Genomic DNA, 19248 nt, shown 5'->3' with positions numbered 1-19248 from the left:
AAAGACGCTGATCTGCTTTTGTTTCAAACTCGTGCAACCTGAAACAGGAGACCGCAATGGGTGAGATGTCATTTTCTGGCGGCGTGTATCAATCGCTTCCGGCGCGGGCCTATTGTGATGAGGCCAATTTCGCACAAGAACACGAGCTGATCTTCCGCCGTTCGTGGCAGCTGGTCGGCCATGTAACCGATCTTCCGAATACCGGCGATTATGTAGTCGAAGATATCAGCGGCATCTCGGTCATCGTGATCCGCGGGCAGGACGACGTCATACGCGCCTTCTACAATGTCTGCGTTCATCGCGGCCACGAGTTGTTGACCGGCAAAGGCTGTGCCAAGAAAATGACCTGCCCCTACCATGCCTGGACCTATGATACGACCGGCCAACTGCGCGCGGCTCCGAACGCATCGGCGTTTCCGGGGTTCGACAAGAACCAATACAAACTCCGCACCGTCCGGGTCGAAGTGTTCTTCGGGTTGGTTCTGGTAAACCTCGATCCAAACGCGCGCGCGCTGGCCGATCTGGCCAAATGTGCGTTGAATGAAATTTCCGAATACGCGCCCAATCTGCCCAGATACAAGCGGGCAGACCGTACCGAACGCCTGGCGCGTGCGAACTGGAAGGTCGTCGCCGAAAATTTCAACGAATGCTACCACTGTGCCGTAGTCCATAAGACTTTGACGACCGGCGTCGTCGACCCCGATCAATACCAAACGCGCGGCTTTGACTATGGTATCCGCCATGCCAGCCCTGCCCGACCGGACTCTCAGAAGTCATACAGCTATGTTGCTGATCCCGAGGCGCGTACAGACAAATTTCTGACCTGGTGGTTTTTTCCTTTGTTCGCGTTGCAGGTCTATCCCGGCGGTATCGTGAACACCTATCGCTGGAAGCCGCTCAGCGTGAACACAACCAAGATCGAGGTCGACTGGTGGCTGCCCGAGGCCGAACCAAACGCGGTGGAACGCGAAATTATTCTACAGCACCGCACTACGACCTTCGCCGAAGACGGCCCGATCGTGGACTCGGTCCAACGCGGGTTGGAAAGCGGTGCGTTGGGGTATGGCGCCCTGGTGGTTGACGACGCCTGTTCGTCTCAGTCGGAACACCCGATCATGGCATTCAATGCACTGTACCAGAGGGCGATGGAGATAACCGCCCCCTGATCGTTATCCCCAGGATCACTCCGGCAGTGACACCTCGATTGCCTTGGTCAGTTTTGAGACCAGCTCTTCGATCTGCGCTTCTTTAATGATGAATGGAGGGGCAAGCAGGATGTGATCCCCGTACCTGCCATCCCGTGTCCCGGACATCGGATAACAGATCAGACCTTCGGCAACAGCGGCTTTCTTTATCTTCCCTGCAATACCCAAGGCGGGGTCAAACGGGGTACGGGTTTCGCGGTCAGCGACCAATTCCAGCCCTCGGAACAAACCCCGGCCCCGAATGTCACCGATATTCGGGTGTTGGCCAAAAGCGCTTTCCAGAGCGGACTGCAATTTTTTACCCATAGTACCGGCACGCGCAGGCAAGCCACGCGTTGTCAGCTCCTGCACAACAGCGAGTGCGGCAGCCGTCGCCACCGGGTGCCCGATATAGGTGTGGCCGTGCTGAAAAAAGCCGGAACCATCCCGGATCGCATCGTAAATCTGCCTGGTGCACAACATCGCGCCAATCGGTTGATAACCGGCACCCAGCCCTTTGGCGATGCACAGAATATCTGGCGCAATATCGTCGTGGTCACAGGCAAACAAATGCCCTGTCCGGCCCATTCCGCACATAACTTCGTCCAGGATCAGAAGCACCCCGTATTTGTCACAGATTTCTCGGATGCGTTTGAAATACCCTTCCACAGCTGGAACAGCACCCAGCGTGGCGCCCACCACCGGTTCGGCCATGAATGCCATAACTGAGTCGGAGCCAAGTCGAAGGATTTCGACCTCCAACTCGTTGGCGACACGCTGACCATAGTTATAGCTGCTCTCGCCCGCAGGCTTTTCCGCATATTCGTAGCAGGGCGCAATGTGGGTCATCTCGATCAGCATCGGAGCAAACTGCGCCCGCCGCCATGCGTTGCCACCAGCCGATAGGGCACCCAAAGTATTGCCGTGATAACTCTGTCGGCGGGCAATTACATGGCGCCGCTTCGGCTGACCGATCTCAAGGAAGTATTGCCGGGCCAGCTTGATCGCAGCCTCGGTTGCCTCGGACCCGCCGGAAACGAAGTAAACCCGGTCCAGGTCGCCCGGCGCGTGTTCAATCAACAGATCGGCCAGCGCCTCGGCCGGTTCCGAAGTCATGAACCCCGTATGCGCAAATGCAATTTGTCCGACCTGATCCTGAACCGCCTTGATCACTGCCGGGTTGGAATGGCCCAGGCAGGACACAGCAGCGTCGCCACAGTCCAGATATCGTTTGCCCTGAGCATCAATCAGGTAACAACCATCCCCTCCTGCCGCGACAGGCAGGACAGATTTGGTATGGCGGGGGAAGACATGACTCATTTCAACGTCCCTTTCAGCAATTCCACAAGTGCCGCAACCGAGGCGGCATTATCTGCCCACGGCGCACCATCGGGGCCAGTCAGACTGTTCTCAAAGCCAACGCGGACGTCTCCTCTGCGCAGCGCGGCTTTGGCGAGGCACGCGTGTTCCTGTGCGCCAAAAGCACAAACCATCCACGGGGATTGATAGTCGGGAAACACATCCAGATCTTCAGGTTTGGACTGTTGGCCTGTCGTGTAGCGCCCCAAAACCAGCAGCCGATCAGACTGGTCTGGGTGAACAACACCTTCAACTTGCCAGCGCGTCAACAATTCCGCGTCAGCGGCATCGTACAGAATGTGCTGCACACGTATGCCCTGATCCCTGCACACTGCATAAACCTGCGCGGATAGGTCGGGGTCACGCGCGATTTCTCGTACAGATATCGACGCCCAGTTGGGCTGAACGCCGCAGAGGCAATCATATTGCGCCTGAACGCCGAATTGGCCCGCTGATTCTGTCGTAATCTGAACGTCCATCTGTGGCACGACCTGCTGCAATTCGGCAATCGTCTCTCGGTATTGTCCGGCGTCCAGCGTATGCTGTCCGTCCTTGTCCCGAATGTGCAAATGCACCCCGTCAGCTCCGGCGGTATGGCAAGCCTTGGCGGTTTTGACGATTTCGTCCGTTGCGACGGGAAGGGCTGCGTGATCCGCATGCCCGCGCCGCGCTCCGTTCGGCGCGACCAGTATGTAAGGAAACGCTGTTCCGGTTTTCATGTCGTCTGACCTGGCTCCACCTGTGACGTTTGACATCGACCTAACCTGCGGCTGGATGTTTTCAATTCCATCTCTTGGAAACATTTGTTTTTATTCTCTCATGCAACACTCATCGTCTCATCTGATCAACCGACTGCGCCGCGATATTGAGGTTTTGCCAAAACAGATGCAGCTAGCAGCCAAATACGTCATCGACCACCCGGCTGATTTCGGCCTGAACCCGATCCGCACAACCGCCGAACGGATCGGCGTCAGTTCAAACGTTCTGATCCGCCTTGCGCAACGCTTGGGATATGACAGCTTCGAGGAATTCCGCCGCCCCTTCCGCCAAACCCTTGTGACCGATCGCGAAGACAGGATGGGTCACGATTGGCTGGAAAGGATGAGCAAAGGCGATGCCTTCAGCGCCGCACAAGCCGGGTTTGCCCGGAATGAACTGAACGTTGTTTCACGCTCCCTGCGCTTGATGGACCCTCGCTTGGCCGAACTTGCAGTCAAACACATGGTCTCGGCCCAGCGGTGCTTTGTAACGGCGACACGTGCCAGCTATGCCTTGGCCTACTATTTCCATTACGCAGGTCGCATGGCGCATCCCGGTTTTCAATTGGTGCCGCGCCACATGGGGTCGGCTATTGATGATCTGATCGAGAGTAGCGTAGAAGACTGCCTGTTTGCCATAACCGTCCAACCATATTCCGCCGATACGATCCAGGCGATGCGCTTTGCCCGCGAGCGCGGACTGCGCATTGTCCTTTTGTCGGACAGTGACGTAATCGCACCGGGTGTTGCGCCGGATGTCACGCTGCCGGTCAGCACGCGAACCTTGCACCAATTCTCAAGCTTCTCGGGCGCGATGGCCGTTTTGGAATGCCTGCTTGGGCATCTCTTTTCTGAGGGGGGTGACGCAGCACGCCAGCGGGTCGATCAATACCAGAAGGCTCGGGAAGATACCGGTGCCTACTGGCGGCCATCGACCCTGCCCAAGCTGCGAAAAAAATAGAAAAGACCGCGATTTATGTCACGGTCCTTCCATTGATTTTTACGGCTTACAGGCAGGCTTCCACCGCTCGCCTGGTCATGACACCCACAAGATGCGCCCGGTATTCCTTGCTGCCATGGAGATCGGCAATCATGTTCATCGGATTGACCCTGAGATCCATCAATGCATCTGTGCGGAACTCCTTGTTCAGCGCTTCCTCGGCCTCGCTCCAGCGAAAGACACCGTCCTCACTGGCGCCGGTAACGGCCACACGGACCCCGTCGGCGAACCGGGCCAGAAACACACCGACCAGCGCAAATCGCGAAGCCGGTTGCAGAAATTTCTGGTAGTTGGCCGCCTGGGGCACCGGAAAGCGGACCGAGGTTATGACCTCACCCTCGTCCAGAGCAGTTGTGAACATGCCCTGAAAGAAGTCGTCCGCTGCGATTTGACGCGCGTTGGTGATGACCGTTGCACCAGACCCCAAAACGCCTGCCGGATAACAGGCGGCGGGATCGTTGTTGGCAACCGAACCGCCAATTGTGCCGCGATTGCGAACCGCAGGGTCGCCGATCTGCCCGGCCAGAGCCGCCAGCGCGGGATAACTGCTGGCTGCCTCAGCTGCCACAGTGGCATGGGTCGTGGCCCCGCCGATGGCGACCGAGCCATCATCCTCAATGCAAACGCCCTGCATCTCGGCAATTCCACTCACCGACACCAGCTTTGACGGCGCTGCCAAGCGCTGCTTCAGCGTCGGGATCAGAGTCTGTCCGCCGCCCAATACCTGCGCATCCTCTGCCCCCAACGCGGCAACCGCGTCGGCGATGGTCGAGGGTTTCTCAAACTCGAAACTGTACATTTCGCTTATCCTTTCCGAAAGACGCGGATCCGCCCTTCATCTGGCTAAAAATATCCCGGGGGTCCGGGGGCTGGCCCCCGGTCCGCCCTCTCCACTCAACCATGCATCGCTGCCCAGACGCGCGACGGGCTCACCGGCATGTCGATATGATCCACTGCCTTGCCGGCCGAATTCAGCGCATCCAGCACCGCATTGACCACGGCAGGCGGAGAGCCAATCGCACCGGCCTCACCACAGCCCTTCACGCCCAACGGGTTGTGCGTGCAGGGTGTCTGGCTGGAATGGTCGACACCATAGAACGGCACATCGTCCGCACGCGGCATCGCGTAGTCCATGAAGGATGCGCTCAACAGCTGACCGTTCTCGTCATAGGCGCAGTTTTCCAGCAGCGCCTGCCCAATCCCCTGACCGATGCCGCCATGGACCTGACCGTCCACGATCATCGGGTTGACGATGTTGCCAAAGTCATCCGCAGCGGTGAAAGCCTCGATGCTTACCTGTCCGGTTTCAGGGTCGACCTCGACCTCACAGGCATACGCACCTGCCGGAAAGGTGAAGTTGGCTGGGTCGTAGAATGCGGTCTCCTCCAGGCCGGGTTCCACTTCCAGCGGATAGTTGTGCGGCACGTAAGCCGTCAGGGTCACATCGCCCCAAGCCACCGATTTATCAGTGCCCGCGACAGTGAACTGGCCATCCTTCAGCTCTATGTCCGCCTCGGAAGCTTCCAACAGATGCGCCGCGATCCGCTTGGCCTTCTCGATCACCTTCTCGGTCGCCTTGACCATGGCCGAGCCACAAACGGCCAGTGAGCGAGAGCCATAGGTGCCCATACCGAACGGGATCTTCGAGGTGTCACCATGCACAATCTCGACCATCGATTCATCGATGCCGATCATGTCGGCCACAACCTGCGGGAAGGCGGTCTCGTGCCCTTGCCCATGGCTGTGCGCACCCACCATCACGCTGATCGAGCCGGTGGCGTTCACTCGCACCGTTGCCGCATCATAAAGTCCCGCGCGAGCCCCCAGCATACCCACGATGTTCGAGGGCGCGATACCGCAAGCTTCGATATAGCAGTTGATGCCAAGACCGCGCAGCTTGCCGTTGGCCTCGCTTGCCGCACGTCGCGCGGCAAAGCCAGCAATGTCGGCAGCGGCCTCGAGCTTGTCCATCGTACCGTGATAGTTACCGGTGTCGTAGGTCAGCGCCACAGGTGTGTCATACGGGAACTCGGTGATGAAGTTCTGACGGCGCAGCGCAATCGGATCGACACCCAGTTCGCGCGCGGCCTTGTCAATCACACGCTCCAACTGGAACGTCGCCTCGGGGCGGCCCGCGCCGCGATAGGCGTCCACCGGCACCGTGTTGGTGAACATCGCTTTCACATTCACCTGAATGACCGGCGTCTTGTAATTGCCCGCCATCAAAGTTCCGTGCAGCCAGGTCGGAACCGAGCTGGAGAAGGTCGAAAGATATGCGCCCAGGTTTGCATAAGTATCGGTGCGCAACCCTATGAAGTTATTATCGGAATCCAACGCCAGCTCAATTTTACTGACATGGTCGCGACCCTGCGCATCCGACATGAACGCCTCGGACCGGCTGGCGGTCCATTTGACCGGACGGTTGCAGGCCTTGGCGGCGAAGGTACAGAATGCCTCTTCGGCATAGTGGAAGATCTTGGTACCAAAGCCGCCGCCCACATCCGGGGCCACCACACGCACCTTGTGCTCGGGCAGGCCCAGAACAAAGGCGCACATCAGCAGGCGGATCACATGCGGATTCTGTGAAGTGGTGTAGAGCGTATACTCATCCGTGCCGCGGTTGTGCTCGGCCACGGCGACCCGCGGCTCCATCGGGTTGGCGACCAGGCGGTTGTTAACAAGATCCAAAGTGGTCACATGGGCTGCATTGGCAAAGACCTCATTGACCTTTGCGTCATCAGCCTCGCCCAGTTGCCAGTCATAACAGATGTTGTTCTTCAGATCGTCATGAACCAGCGTCGCGCCGTCCTGCGCGGCCGCTTTCATATCAAGAACCGGTGTCAGTTCTTCGATATCCACGTCGATCGCTTCAGCCGCGTCACGGGCTTGCTCCAGACTGTCGGCGACAACGGCAGCAATCGGGTCACCCACATGGCGGACCTTGCCTTGCGCCAGAATCGGGTGCGGCGGCTCCTGCATCGGCGCGCCGTGCTTGTCGGTCACTTCCCAGCCGCAGGGCATCCCACCCACGCCTTCGAAATCCTTGCCGGTGAAAACCTTGACCACGCCGGGCATACCCTCGGCTGCCGAAGTGTCTACGGATTTGATCCGACCATGCGCTATGTCGGACCGCAGGAAATGTACGTAAGCCTGACCACGTACGTTAATGTCGTCGGTGTAATTGCCCGCTCCGGTTAGAAAGCGTACGTCCTCGCGCCGCTTGGAACTGGCTCCGATGCCACTGTCTTTGGGCATTGCTTGTTCTCCTCCCATAAACGGGTGCGACTGCGCACCCTCACTTGTCCACGGGCGTATTCCTCACGCCCGCAGTGGCATCATTCGGCAGCGATGCGGCTCACGTCCTGACCGGATGCGGCCATGATCGCCTTGACGATGTTGTGGTAGCCGGTGCAACGGCACAGGTTGCCCTCAAGATACTTGCGGATCTCGGCCTCGGTCGGCCGCGGGTTGTCCTTGAGCAGCGCCGCCGCGCTCATCACCATGCCCGGCGTACAGAAACCGCATTGCAGGCCGTGATGATCCTGAAATGCCTGCTGGATGACATTCAGAGAGCCGTCGGCATTCGCCTGACCTTCAATCGTCCCAACTTCGGCACCTTCTGCTTCAAGCGCAAGCATATTGCACGATTTCACGGCCTCACCGTTCACATGCACCACGCAGGCGCCACATTGCGCAGTGTCACAGCCCACATGTGTGCCGGTCAGCGACAGGTGATCACGCAGAAAGCTGGACAGCAATGTCCGGCCTTCGACATCACCGCTCACGGATTTTCCGTTCACGGTCATTGAGACCTGTGTCATGAGATCCTCCCAATTTTGTGTTTTTCCTTGGGCCCGAGTTAAACACGGGAGTTTTCGTTTGAGAACTAAAATTTTTCCCGAATTTTCCGCAGCTTCGCACTGCAATCCAATAATGATGAGGCATGGGTGTAAAAGGGCAAAAATGCCGTTACGTCACTTGTGCCTGGCCCCGCGTGGTTGCGGTCTGGTCGGGATTTCCTTGAGCAATCCGCCAACCCCCATTGCGGCAATGTCCGCGCCCGTTGTTTCGATCCCGCACGCCACCCGGGACAGCACCCAGTCAGCCCCGTTCAGCGCTGGAGAGCGCGCACACCCCGGCAACCCAATAACAGGTCGATCATCCAAAGCCCCCAAAAACAACAGGTTACCGGGATCGACGGGCATACCGAACCGGTCGACGATGCCCCCGGCTGCCCGGACGGCACCGGGCGCCACGTCGTTCTCGTCAGACGTTGCCGAGCCGGTCAGGATCATCACGACCTCTCCGCCGACTTGCGATACGGCAGTCGAAAGTGCGTCCAAGGTATGTGGAACGATCTCCAAATCTGTGAGTTCCATACCAAGCGCCTCGACCCGCCCCCGGATCGATGCGATGCCTTTATCGTTGGATGGACCGCCCGGAATATCCGTCACGATCAGGCCCGCCGTTCTGTGCACCGGAACAGCCAGACGAATGGCCCCTTGTGCCAGCCGGGCAGCGTGCAAAACGTCTGCACCGGGTACAGCGTACGAGATGACCTTGATCGTGGCCACCATGCCGCCGCTGTTCATCTGCTGATACTGAGGGACGGTCGCAACCGTGATCATCGGATTGACCAGATTGAACCGTTCCAGTGCTTGCGTATCCAGCACGGCAATACCCGGTCCCTCTGCCAGCAAATTTACACGCCCGGTAAAGGCCTCGGTCGCCCGCAGGTTCGCTTGTTTCGGGTCCGGCACAAGCGCCTCTGCCAGCATTCGCGCGGCATCATTCTCGTGGCAATCTCCGGGCTCCAGCCGGGCAACGGTCACGTCTGTTTGACCCGCCTCCTGCAATAGCGTGACGTGCTGAGGGGTCAGCGTAATCCCCTTGCGCAGTTTGCGATCCCCTGCCTTGACCGAATGCGCCAGAATGGCGCCAGCGGCATCAGACACCGGAACAGGGCCGAACTTCACGCCTTGCCCCGCAGAACGGCTGTCATCTGCGCCAGAATGGCCACGGCGATCTCGGCAGGGTCGGCTGCACCAATGTCCAGACCAATGGGACCGTGTATCCTGGCGATCTGATCGGCTGTGAAACCGGCCTGCGTCATGCGATCAACCCGTTTGGCGTGAGTACGGGTCGAACCCAAAGCGCCGATGTAAAACACTCCGGCCTGCAATGCGGCCTCCAGTGCCGGATCGTCCAGTTTCGGATCATGGGTCAGCAAAACAAGCGCCGTGCGGGCATCCAGTCCCAGCTTTGCCACCGCCTCATCCGGCCAGTCGGTCAGTATCTTTTCCCCCGGAAAACGGGCGCTTGAGGCAAAAGCTTCACGTGGGTCGACTATCGACGGATCATACCCTGCAATCCGCGCCATGGGTACAAGGGCTTGCGCGATGTGAACCGCGCCGACCACAATCAACCGCAAGGGCGGATTGTGCACAGCGACAAATGTCTGGCCGTCCGGTTCGAACCCGGATCGGTCCATCCTCAACCGCTCGGCATATGCGTTGCGGCGCAATGCGCGATGACCCGTCTCGACATTGACTTCGTATGCCAGCGGTTCACGATTGGTCCGGGCCGATACCAGATCGGCCAACATCGCCTCGGGCAACACGGATCCGATCGGTTCGACCAGAACTCTGATCGTACCGCCACAAGCCAGTCCTACGGCAAATGCATCTTCGTCACTGACCCCGAATTCCAGCAGGCGCGCCTCGCCCTCTTCTATGGCTTCCAACGCTTCGACAATCACGGCGCCTTCAACGCAACCGCCAGAGACCGACCCCTCGATCCGCCCGTCTGCGCCGATCACCAACTGCGATCCAACGCGACGCGGAGCGCTGCCCCATGTCTCGACAACCGTTGCAAGGGCCGCACCTTTGCCGGCGCGATACCAGTTCAGGGCGGTTTCCGGGCTGTTGTCGAATCGTTCCATGGCGACCTCCGGTCAGTTCCCGTTCCAACATAGGGAGCTTTGGCATAATGAAAAGCATGATGAGTGTTCAATTTCCGGCGCTAACAAGCCGATTTTCCGATCATATTCGCAAATTGTTGATTGTCCTTGCGACAGGTTCTAGCGTGCAGACACATCGGGGCTGGACCCTGATGCGCCCCTGCACATTTCACACAGGAGACAAAGAGTTGAAACGCATTCTTACACTGGGAACCGCCGTCGGCTTGCTGGCTGCGACCGCTGGTTGGGCTGACACATTTCTGAAGTATGGAGAGGTTGAGGGTTGGAAGGTCTTTATTGATCAGGACAAGAAATCCTGCCTGATCGAAGCGGTAGATGATGCCGAAAACGTCGTCCAGATGGGGCTGACGGAAGATCGCGGCGTCGGCTATGTGGGCGTTTTCACCAAAGCCAAGACCGATATCAAACGCGGTGAAAAGGAAGCCGTCGCCATCCTATTGGGTGACAACATCTATGTCGGCGAAGCCACTGGAATGAGGGGGAATATTACCAAGGGTTACTCGGGCGGCTATGTCCTGTCGGACGATCCCCAGTTCGCTGACGACATCGCCAAGAAGAAAGTCATGATCGTATTCCCCGAAAAAGAGTTCGCGTTTACTGTTGATTTGACCGGCACGTACAAGGCCATGGAAATGGCCCGCAAGTGCAACGAAGAGCAGTTGTCATAACATTTAATCGGAAAGCGTGGTCATCAGCCGCGCTTTCTGCCCCTGATCGTCGGTTCGAGAGATTACAGCGGCCAGATCCTCGAGCGACGCAATTGAATGCCCGGCCCGGAAGCTGTCGACATGAGGCAACATGGTCGCCACACCTTGGGCCTTGGGAGCAAACCCGTCCCATCGCAGCAGCGGGTTCAACCAGATCAGGCGCCGCGACGACAAGTGCAGGCGCTCGATCTCTTTTTCAAGCAAGTTCGGATCGCCACGTTCCAGCCCATCGGTGATCAGAAGCACCACCGCTCCCTGCCCCATGACACGCCTTGACCAGTCGCGATTGAACTGGTGCAGGCACTCGCCGATCCGCGTACCGCCTTCCCAGTCTTGCGCTTCTGAACCTGCCGCAGCCAGGGCGGCATCAACGTCCCGTTGATGCAGGTGACGCGTGATATTGGTCAGACGGGTGCCAAAGGTAAAAGCATGCACCCTGGCCCAGCCGGCCCCTTTTGCGTTCGAGACCGTGTGCAGAAAGTGCAGAATGATCCGACTGTACTGGCTCATCGACCCTGAAATATCGCAGAGCGCCACCAGATTGGGCCAGCGTGGTTTGGGTTGAAGACGGGCGATGTCCCGCAATTCTCCGCCGTGACGCATGGCGGCCCGCAGGGTTCGGGCCCGGTCGATACGATGACCCAGATGGCTGGCCTGTCCCCGGCGCGACTCGATGGGTTTCACGGGAAGGGTCAAACGCGCGAGCACCCGTTTGGCCTGAGCAATCTCGGACGTGCTCATCTGTTCGAAATCGAGGCTGCGCAGGCGTTCCTCAGAGGACGCGGTCTGTGTCGCGTCGATTTCGATTTCGCTTTCTGCTTCCTGCCCGACCGTTTCCGACAGATCGCGCTCGACGCCGTCCAGCAGTGCTTCTGCCGCTCGTTTCTCTGCTGCGTCCGCTTTGCGCTCTTCCTGCACGCCCCGAATGGCGGGCAACATCATGGACATCATGTGTTCCAGATAGCGCGGATCCCGCCAGTAGAGACGGAAGACCTGCCCAAAGACAGTGCGATGTTCCGGTCGGCTCACGAAGCAGGCGTGAAGTGTCCAGTAGAAATCGCGCTTTTCGGTGAAACCCGCAGCCTGAACGGCGCGGATGGCGTCAACTACGCGACCCGTACCGATAGGCAGCCCCGCCTTTCGCAGCGCTCGCGCGAAATGTGTGATGTTTTGCACCAGCCGGGGGTTGTCGGGGATATCCATCGGAAGCTGTTCGGACATCAGAATTCATGGGGGCGCTGCCCCCATACCCCCGGAGTATTTGAGAAAAGATGAAGCATCAGGCAGGTTCGAGATCGGCCTTGGCCTGATCGAGGATTCGTTTCGCCTCGGATCCCTGCAATTTCTGGATATCGTCCTGGTACTTCAGAATTGCGCCCAGCGTATCGCCGATCACCTCGGGGCTCAGATTGATGACATCCAGCGCCAACAGGCATTTAGCCCAGTCGATCGTCTCGGCGACACCCGGTTTCTTGAACAGGTCTTCGGTTCGCAGGCGTTGAACAAAGGCCACGACTTCCCGGCTAAGTGCCTCGGCGGCCTCGGGCGCGCGGGCGTGCAGAATTTCGATTTCCCGGTCGAAATCGGGATAGTCGACCCAGTGATACAGGCAGCGCCGCTTCAAGGCATCGTGCACTTCGCGCGTGCGGTTCGAGGTGACGATCACGACGGGAGGTTCAGGTGCCTTTACGGTGCCGAGTTCGGGGATAGTGACCTGAAAATCGCTGAGCGCCTCGAGAAGGAAGGCCTCGAAGGGTTCGTCGGTCCGGTCCAGTTCGTCGATCAACAGCACGGGGGCACCGTTTCCATCCGGACGCATGGCTTGCAGCAGCGGACGCTCGATCAGGTAGTCGTCTGAAAAGAGCTCGGTCTGCAAAGCATCTCGGTCAGCCCCGCCCGATGCTTCGGCAGTGCGGATGGCAACCATTTGCGCCGGAAAGTTCCATTCATACACCGCCGAAGACGCATCCAGGCCTTCATAGCATTGCAACCGGATAAGACGCCGCCCCAACCCTGCAGCGAGGGCTTTGGCAATTTCCGTCTTGCCCACACCTGCCTCACCTTCAAGAAATAAAGGGCGGCCCAATTTCAGTGACAGAAACACAACCGTGGCCAGCGCCCGACCGCAGACATAACCCTGGCCCCCGAGCATTTGCTGAACGGCATCAATGGAATTCGGTTGCGTCATGTTCAATCTCTCCCTCGCCACAACAGGTCATGGCAACGGGCGCGCGTCAAGACCATGATCTTTGGCGGATTTACGACGATCCCCGGCCTTGGCAAGGGTCTTTCACCGATTGAGGGCCTTTCACCGTCAGGGCGGTTGTGCTAGCGGGATCGCATGACCGATACCCTCACGATCCGCCGCCCCGACGACTGGCATCTGCATCTGCGCGATGGCGCGATGTTGCAGGCCGTCCTGCCTGAAACCGCGCGCCACTTTGCCCGCGCGATCATCATGCCGAACCTCGTTCCACCTGTTGTCCGAGGCGATCAGGCCGCCGCGTATCGCGACCGCATCATCGCCGCCCTGCCTGATGGCATGACGTTCGAGCCTTTGATGACCTTGTATCTGACCGAAGATTCCGACGCCGAAGATGTCGCAGCGGCCCACGCAAGCGGTCTGGTCAAGGCGGTAAAGCTCTACCCAGCCGGGGCGACGACCAACTCGGCTTCGGGTGTGCGCGATTTCGACAAGGTGCGCCCGGTTCTGGAAAAGATGGCGGAGATCGGCCTGCCCCTTTGCGTGCATGGCGAGGTCACCGATGCCGAGATCGACATCTTTGACCGCGAGGCCGTGTTCATCGACCGCGTTCTGGACCCGATCCGCAAGGCCACACCCGGCTTGCGTGTGGTCATGGAGCATATCACCACGTCAAACGGCGTCGATTACGTCAAAGCCAACGACGCCGATCTGGGTGCGACGATCACCGCACACCATCTGATCATCAACCGCAACCACATCCTCGTTGGCGGGATCAAGCCGCATTACTACTGCCTGCCGGTCGCCAAGCGCGAAGAACATAGGCTGGCGCTGCTGACAGCCGCAACCTCGGGCGACGCGCGCTATTTCCTGGGAACTGACAGCGCGCCGCATACGGATGCGAACAAGGAAATGGCCTGTGGCTGCGCTGGCTGCTTTACCGCGACCAACACCATGTCGCTGGTGGCCGAGATGTTCGAGCGTGAGGGCGCGATGGACAAGCTGGAAGGATTTACCTCACTAAACGGTCCCGGATTCTATGGACTGCCGGTAAACGAAGAGACGATCACACTGACCAAGGGCGAACCGGTCGAGTACCCGACCAAGATCGACACTGGCGACGGGCCTGTCACGGTATTCGATCCTGGCTTTCCGTTGCACTGGCGCGTGGTCTAGCTGCCCATCCTGTCGGCCAATTCCGCTGCGCGCCCCCCAGTGCGCAGCATTGACCAGACGGCATCGGCACCGTCAGCTCCGATCAGCTTCAGGGCTTTTTTCCGAACCCGATCCTCGCGGTCGGCCAGGGACATTGGCGCAAGCAAATCATGCGTGACTTCGCGCCGCGCACCGTCACGACGCAACAGCGACACGTGCGCCTGAGTTTCGGACAGGCTTCCATCTTCTTCGACGGTTATCCTGTCTCGCAGCGACTGCAAGCGCTGGTTCGCGCAGACATCATCCGAGTAACTGTCGGGCAGAGCTGTGTCGTAGCCCAACGCCAGCATCGCGATTACGGTGCGGTACGAGAATTTCGCGCCCAGCCCCGTCGTCGGGTCCAACTGATTGCACACACTCATCCAGCGAGGATGCGTTTTGACCTTTATTTCAGCCACTTCCGGCTCGGCGATATCCAAATCCCGCGCGGCCTCCAGCGCGGCGTGCAGGCCATGACAGCAAGCGTGAAACTTGTGGCTGACGGATTCGAACAACCACTCGTCGCCCAGACCGTCGAGGGCACTGCCGGTATCCTCTGCACCCAGATGCGTCGCGCCAAACCCAAAAGGGCCTTCGATGGCGTCCGCGTTCGGTTCGAACCCACCTCTGATCAGCAAAGCAGCCTCGATCCCGCTCGAAGCCGCAAGCCCGGCATTGTAGGGTTTGCCCATAGTACCGAATTGCGCCTTTTGCCCAGCCGCACGAGTGGCTGTCAAACCCATCACTTGCCGCATCTGCGCGGTATCAAACCCCATGATGCGCCCAGCCGCAACCGCCGCGCCAAAGGCTCCGGCCGTGGCCGTCTGGTGAAACCCGGCCTGATAGTGTCCGCGTCCCAGCCAGAGACCCATGCGAATCGATAACTCCATCCCGACCAAAGCGGCCTCGAGCAATTCAACAATCGGCTTGTCTTCCCAGGCAGCCACGGCAAGCGCGGCTGGGAAAATGGCGACAGACGGATGGCCGATATGGGCGAAATGCGTGTCGTCGTAATCAAGCGCGTGGGAAATGGTTCCATTGACCAGAGCAGCGGCCCGCAACGGCGCAGCGCCGCCGCCAAACAGCCTGGCCTGCGCCGAACCTCCCTCGGCCAGAATCATGTCTCGTATGATCCGTGACACGGGTTCTCCGGCGCCCGCACATCCAACTGCCAGCCAGTCCAAAGCAGATAACGACGTGACAACACGCGTCTGCAAAGTTGTGGAAACGGGTCCGGCGGCGAATTCAGCGAGTTTAGATGTCAGGCCAGTCATGGCGCGCAGTCTAGCGCGCGCGTCGTGGCCGTAAAGCCTTAGCCGTACAACTCTGCCGCGCGCTGCTCGAATGCGCGTACAATGCGGTGCATAGCTTCGTTGAACACAACACCAATAATGCCCTGTAACACCGCGTTCTTGAACTCGAAATCCACATGGAAGGACACGTTGCACCCGTGATCGGTGTCTTCGAATTGCCAATCGGAGCGCATAAACTTGAACGGCCCGTCAAGGTATTCTGTATCGATCTTCTTTTGGGCTTCAAACAATGTCACGCGGCTGCCAAATCGTTCCCGGAAGACCTTGAAAGAGATGACCAAATCGGCCTCCAGAACCTGCCCGTCGCCAACGGCATAGGTACGGCGGATACGGGCAGCGGCGCACCAAGGCAGGAATTCCGGGTATTTGGCCACATCGGCGACCAGATCGTACATCTGCTTGGCGGTGTATGGCAGGGAACGGGTTTCGGAATGGGTGGGCATGGCTACCGGGTATTTACAGGTGACAATGGCGCGTCATGTCGTATGTTGCGCGCCAAAGATCAAGGGGGCAGAAATGAGCGACCGCGCATATGTGATAGATGAGATGATCTCGGCCAAGGCCATCGCGGCGCGAATTGAAGAACTGTGTCGCGAGATCACGGCAGAATTCGGCGGTACAGACAAGCTTGTGGTCGTTGGCCTATTGCGGGGCAGTTTCGTGTTTATCGCTGATCTGGTGCGGGAACTGGACCTGCCGATCGAGGTGGATTTCCTCGAGGCATCCTCTTATGGCGACTCGATGGAGAGCAGTCGGGAAGTGCGTATTCTCAAAGACTTACGCGGCGCAATTGAAGGCCGGGATGTGCTGGTGGTCGAGGATATCGTCGACACCGGTCACACGCTGAATCACGTGACAAAGCTGCTGCAAAGCCGCAAACCCAAGCGGTTGAAGTCGATCGCCCTGCTGGACAAACCCAGCCGTCGTGAGGTCGATTTTCGCTCTGACTGGATCGGATTCGAGATCCCGGACGAATTTGTCGTCGGATATGGCATCGACTATGCGCAACGGAACCGCAACTTGCCGTTCATTGGCAAGGTACGGTTTGTAGAGGACTGACGCCGATGAGCCTGCGTCACTTTCTTCGCATGTCGAAATGGGCGCGCAACCCGCCTTCGGATCGGCGGGTGAAGATGGTTCTTGCCGTGATCCTGATCTGCCTGCTGGTATTTGGGATCGAATACATGGGCTGGTGGCCGGATTGGGCAGGAAGTCAGCCCGGCAAGCTCAGACCTTGAAACCCAGAACCTTGTCGATTGCTGCAAGGAAAATTTCACTGCCTATCGGGATCAGTGCATCTGGAAAGTCATAATCAGGATTGTGCAGTTGCGGATGATCCCGACCTGCCCCAAGCCAGAACATCGCGCACTTGGCGCCCTTGGCGAACTGACCAAAATCCTCGGAAAAGCGTTGTGGCTCGAAAGTTGACCGGATCGGCACGTTTTGCGCCTTGCATACGTCCGACAGAATCTGAGTTGCTTCTGCATCGTTTGCACAAGCTTCGAAAACGTCCTCGTACGTGACGGCAACGGTCAACCCTTCGGTTGTGGCGACCTGCTCTACCAGGGCCTCGGCTGAATCGACCAGATCGGTCATGCGCCGATCCGAGACGGTTCGCAGCGTAACCCACAATTCGGCCTGTCCGGGTGCAACGCCGAATGTCGCAGCGCCCAAATCAGCATGTGTCACGGTGGTCAGGGCAAAGGATTGATCCAGCGCACCACCCTGCCCCAGATCAGACAACGCAGGAATAAGCGTGGCCAACGCCCCAGCCGGCGACACCCCATCCTGCGGAGCTGCTGCATGGGAGGTTTTTCCAGTCAGCACGATTTTCATACCGCGCGAGGCACAGTTTGCCGGACCTTCGCACAGCTCGACCTTCCCCAGTTCCAGGCCAGGCAGGTTGTGCAGCGAGAATACGTAGTCCGGTGCGAGCTGCGCGAACTGGGAATCCGCGCGGAAAGCAGCAGCGCCCTGCCCGGTTTCCTCTGCCGGTTGATAGATCAAAACGACGCGACCGCTTGCTGGCCGCGTTTCCCCCAGTTTAAACGCCACCCCCAAAACCATGGCCATATGCCCGTCATGGCCACACAGATGCGCCTTGCCCGGATAGCGCGAGGCGTAGGGCGCGTCAGTGATCTCCTGAATTGGCAGGCCGTCCAGTTCACATCGAATGCCGACCGTCGGGCCCGGTTGGCCACTGTCATAAACGGCCGCGACGCCGTGACCACCAATGCCGGTCAGAACCTTGTCAGGGGAACAGGTCTGCAACAGGTTGGCGATACTGGCAGCAGTGCCCCGCTCATCGCCGGACACCTCGGGCACTTCATGTAGTTCGTGGCGTATTTCGGTCAGCCAATCCTGAAGCTCGGGGCTCACGCCTGGTTCAGCTTTTGCTGCCGCGCGTCGCGCAAACGGGCAAAGTCATCGCCCGCATGATACGATGACCGGGTCAGCGGCGTCGCCGAAACCATCAGGAACCCTTTGCCGAAAGCCGCCTTTTCATACGCCGCGAATTCCTCGGGCGTGACAAAGCGGTCAACTCGGTGGTGCTTTGGTGTCGGCTGCAAATACTGACCGATGGTCAGAAAATCGATGTCTGCGGCGCGCATGTCATCCATCACTTGCCGGACCTCTTGTTCTTCCTCGCCCAGTCCGACCATAATACCGGATTTGGTGAACATCGACGGATCCATCTCCTTCACACGCTGCAACAGTCGTAGCGAATGGAAATACCGGGCGCCGGGGCGCACCTGCGGATATAGACCCGGCACGGTTTCGAGGTTGTGGTTGAACACGTCCGGTTTTGCTTCGACCACTGTTTCAAGAACAGACGGATCGCATTTCAGGAAATCAGGTGTCAGAATCTCGATAGTCGTTTTGGGCGAGCGATGCCGCACCGCCCGGATAGTCTGGGCAAAGTGTTCGGCGCCGCCATCCTCAAGATCGTCGCGGTCTACCGAGGTAATCACTACATGGTTCAGACCCAGCTTTTCGACGGCATGAGCAACCCGGCCCGGTTCGAACGCGTCCAGCGCGTCGGGGCGACCGGTCGCGATGTTGCAGAAGGTACAGCCGCGGGTACAGATCTCGCCCATAATCATCATGGTGGCGTGACCCTGGCTCCAGCATTCGCCGACATTCGGACATCCGGCCTCTTCGCAGACAGTGACCAGACCGTTTTCACGCATGATCTTGTGCGTATCCGCGTAACCCTTGCCACCGGGTGCCTTGACACGAATCCACTTCGGTTTTTTCGGCTGATCATTGTCAGGCCGGTGCGCCTTTTCAGGATGACGTTGCTCGGGAATTTTCAGATCACGCACGGGCGGTTTTCCTGACTTCGGGTCAATTTGCTTTGTCCCTAACATAGACCGCCCTGTATCGCCAGACCAGCACTGCATGGCTGCTATGCATAACGGCTTTGCAATCGCAGCATCATGGGTCAAAATTCTCGTATTACCGTGGGAATTCCATAATATAGAATTATTCGCACTTGCAGCACATCTGGCGTTGAAGCGAATTTAGAATCCTTATAAATCGACATCGA

19 protein-coding genes are annotated in these 19248 nt (G+C 58.7%); 6 read left to right on the top strand and 13 right to left on the bottom strand.

Going from position 1 to position 19248, the window contains the following annotated elements; translation table 11 throughout:
- Positions 1-56: 56 nt before the first annotated feature.
- The gene (locus AC2TDJ_RS03920; protein ID WP_480839436.1) at positions 57-1166 is read left to right on the top strand and encodes an aromatic ring-hydroxylating oxygenase subunit alpha; all 1110 of its coding nucleotides are present in this window, start codon (positions 57-59) and stop codon (positions 1164-1166) included.
- A gap of 15 nt (positions 1167-1181) precedes the next feature.
- Here the strand turns inward: AC2TDJ_RS03920 and AC2TDJ_RS03915 are convergent, their stop codons facing one another.
- Together AC2TDJ_RS03915 and AC2TDJ_RS03910 are read right to left on the bottom strand one after the other, a co-directional pair.
- Positions 1182-2504: an aspartate aminotransferase family protein gene (locus AC2TDJ_RS03915; protein WP_480839434.1), complete on the bottom strand. Its 1323-nt coding sequence runs from the start codon at positions 2502-2504 to the stop codon at positions 1182-1184.
- Positions 2501-3298, bottom strand: coding sequence for a beta-keto acid cleavage family enzyme (locus AC2TDJ_RS03910; RefSeq protein WP_480839432.1), 798 nt, complete (start codon positions 3296-3298; stop codon positions 2501-2503). Before AC2TDJ_RS03910 ends, AC2TDJ_RS03915 begins: the two co-directional genes overlap by 4 nt.
- A 64-nt stretch (positions 3299-3362) precedes the next feature.
- Here AC2TDJ_RS03910 and AC2TDJ_RS03905 point away from each other — a divergent pair, with 64 nt between their 5' ends.
- On the top strand, positions 3363-4262 hold the full coding sequence (locus AC2TDJ_RS03905; protein ID WP_480839430.1) for a MurR/RpiR family transcriptional regulator: 900 nt from the start codon (positions 3363-3365) through the stop codon (positions 4260-4262).
- Between the two features lie 46 nt (positions 4263-4308).
- Here the strand turns inward: AC2TDJ_RS03905 and AC2TDJ_RS03900 are convergent, their stop codons facing one another.
- From AC2TDJ_RS03900 to AC2TDJ_RS03880, 5 genes are all read right to left on the bottom strand, one after another.
- The gene (locus tag AC2TDJ_RS03900) at positions 4309-5100 is read right to left on the bottom strand and encodes an FAD binding domain-containing protein (RefSeq protein WP_480839428.1); all 792 of its coding nucleotides are present in this window, start codon (positions 5098-5100) and stop codon (positions 4309-4311) included.
- Between the two features lie 95 nt (positions 5101-5195).
- Positions 5196-7556 carry a xanthine dehydrogenase family protein molybdopterin-binding subunit gene (locus AC2TDJ_RS03895; RefSeq protein WP_480839426.1) on the bottom strand — a complete coding sequence of 787 codons (2361 nt, stop codon included), beginning with the start codon at positions 7554-7556 and terminating at the stop codon, positions 5196-5198.
- Between the two features lie 80 nt (positions 7557-7636).
- Positions 7637-8122 (bottom strand): (2Fe-2S)-binding protein, encoded by a 486-nt coding sequence (locus AC2TDJ_RS03890; RefSeq protein ID WP_480839424.1) that lies wholly within the window; start codon positions 8120-8122, stop codon positions 7637-7639.
- Positions 8123-8275: 153 nt separating this feature from the next.
- A complete protein-coding gene (locus AC2TDJ_RS03885) occupies positions 8276-9277 on the bottom strand; it encodes a molybdopterin-binding protein (RefSeq protein ID WP_480839422.1) in 1002 nt (333 codons plus the stop codon).
- A complete protein-coding gene (locus tag AC2TDJ_RS03880) occupies positions 9274-10242 on the bottom strand; it encodes an XdhC family protein (protein ID WP_480839420.1) in 969 nt (322 codons plus the stop codon). The genes AC2TDJ_RS03885 and AC2TDJ_RS03880 overlap by 4 nt, the downstream gene beginning before the upstream one ends.
- Positions 10243-10448: 206 nt before the next feature.
- Between AC2TDJ_RS03880 and AC2TDJ_RS03875 the strand changes: the two genes are divergently transcribed.
- Positions 10449-10949, top strand: coding sequence for a hypothetical protein (locus tag AC2TDJ_RS03875; protein ID WP_480839418.1), 501 nt, complete (start codon positions 10449-10451; stop codon positions 10947-10949).
- Between the two features lie 3 nt (positions 10950-10952).
- Here AC2TDJ_RS03875 and AC2TDJ_RS03870 read toward each other — a convergent pair whose 3' ends face one another.
- Together AC2TDJ_RS03870 and AC2TDJ_RS03865 are read right to left on the bottom strand one after the other, a co-directional pair.
- On the bottom strand, positions 10953-12209 hold the full coding sequence (locus AC2TDJ_RS03870; protein ID WP_480839416.1) for a vWA domain-containing protein: 1257 nt from the start codon (positions 12207-12209) through the stop codon (positions 10953-10955).
- Positions 12210-12267: 58 nt separating this feature from the next.
- Positions 12268-13176 (bottom strand): AAA family ATPase, encoded by a 909-nt coding sequence (locus tag AC2TDJ_RS03865; protein WP_480839414.1) that lies wholly within the window; start codon positions 13174-13176, stop codon positions 12268-12270.
- 153 nt (positions 13177-13329) lie between these two features.
- Here AC2TDJ_RS03865 and pyrC point away from each other — a divergent pair, with 153 nt between their 5' ends.
- Entirely contained in the window at positions 13330-14367 is a 1038-nt protein-coding gene (gene pyrC, locus AC2TDJ_RS03860; RefSeq protein WP_480839412.1) for a dihydroorotase, read from the top strand.
- Here the strand turns inward: pyrC and AC2TDJ_RS03855 are convergent.
- Both AC2TDJ_RS03855 and AC2TDJ_RS03850 read right to left on the bottom strand, forming a co-directional pair.
- A complete protein-coding gene (locus AC2TDJ_RS03855) occupies positions 14364-15659 on the bottom strand; it encodes an MmgE/PrpD family protein (protein ID WP_480839410.1) in 1296 nt (431 codons plus the stop codon). The genes pyrC and AC2TDJ_RS03855 overlap by 4 nt on opposite strands.
- 38 nt (positions 15660-15697) lie before the next feature.
- Entirely contained in the window at positions 15698-16141 is a 444-nt protein-coding gene (locus AC2TDJ_RS03850) for a type II toxin-antitoxin system RatA family toxin (RefSeq protein WP_480839408.1), read from the bottom strand.
- Positions 16142-16214: 73 nt separating this feature from the next.
- Between AC2TDJ_RS03850 and hpt the strand changes: the two genes are divergently transcribed.
- The gene (gene hpt / locus AC2TDJ_RS03845; protein ID WP_480839406.1) at positions 16215-16757 is read left to right on the top strand and encodes a hypoxanthine phosphoribosyltransferase; all 543 of its coding nucleotides are present in this window, start codon (positions 16215-16217) and stop codon (positions 16755-16757) included.
- Between the two features lie 5 nt (positions 16758-16762).
- Complete coding sequence (locus AC2TDJ_RS03840) at positions 16763-16936, top strand: hypothetical protein (RefSeq protein ID WP_480839404.1); 174 nt, start codon at positions 16763-16765, stop codon at positions 16934-16936.
- Here AC2TDJ_RS03840 and AC2TDJ_RS03835 read toward each other — a convergent pair.
- Both AC2TDJ_RS03835 and lipA read right to left on the bottom strand, forming a co-directional pair.
- Positions 16926-18077: an amidohydrolase gene (locus AC2TDJ_RS03835; protein ID WP_480839402.1), complete on the bottom strand. Its 1152-nt coding sequence runs from the start codon at positions 18075-18077 to the stop codon at positions 16926-16928. The two genes, AC2TDJ_RS03840 and AC2TDJ_RS03835, sit on opposite strands and share 11 nt — an antisense overlap.
- Positions 18074-19024: a lipoyl synthase gene (gene lipA / locus AC2TDJ_RS03830; RefSeq protein WP_480839400.1), complete on the bottom strand. Its 951-nt coding sequence runs from the start codon at positions 19022-19024 to the stop codon at positions 18074-18076. Before lipA ends, AC2TDJ_RS03835 begins: the two co-directional genes overlap by 4 nt.
- Between the last annotated feature and the right edge of the window lie 224 nt (positions 19025-19248).

Source organism: Ruegeria sp. HKCCD6647-2 (assembly GCF_057221075.1).
The sequence above is the reverse complement of the archived record's forward strand: the minus strand, read 5'-3'. Positions and strand labels throughout refer to the sequence as shown.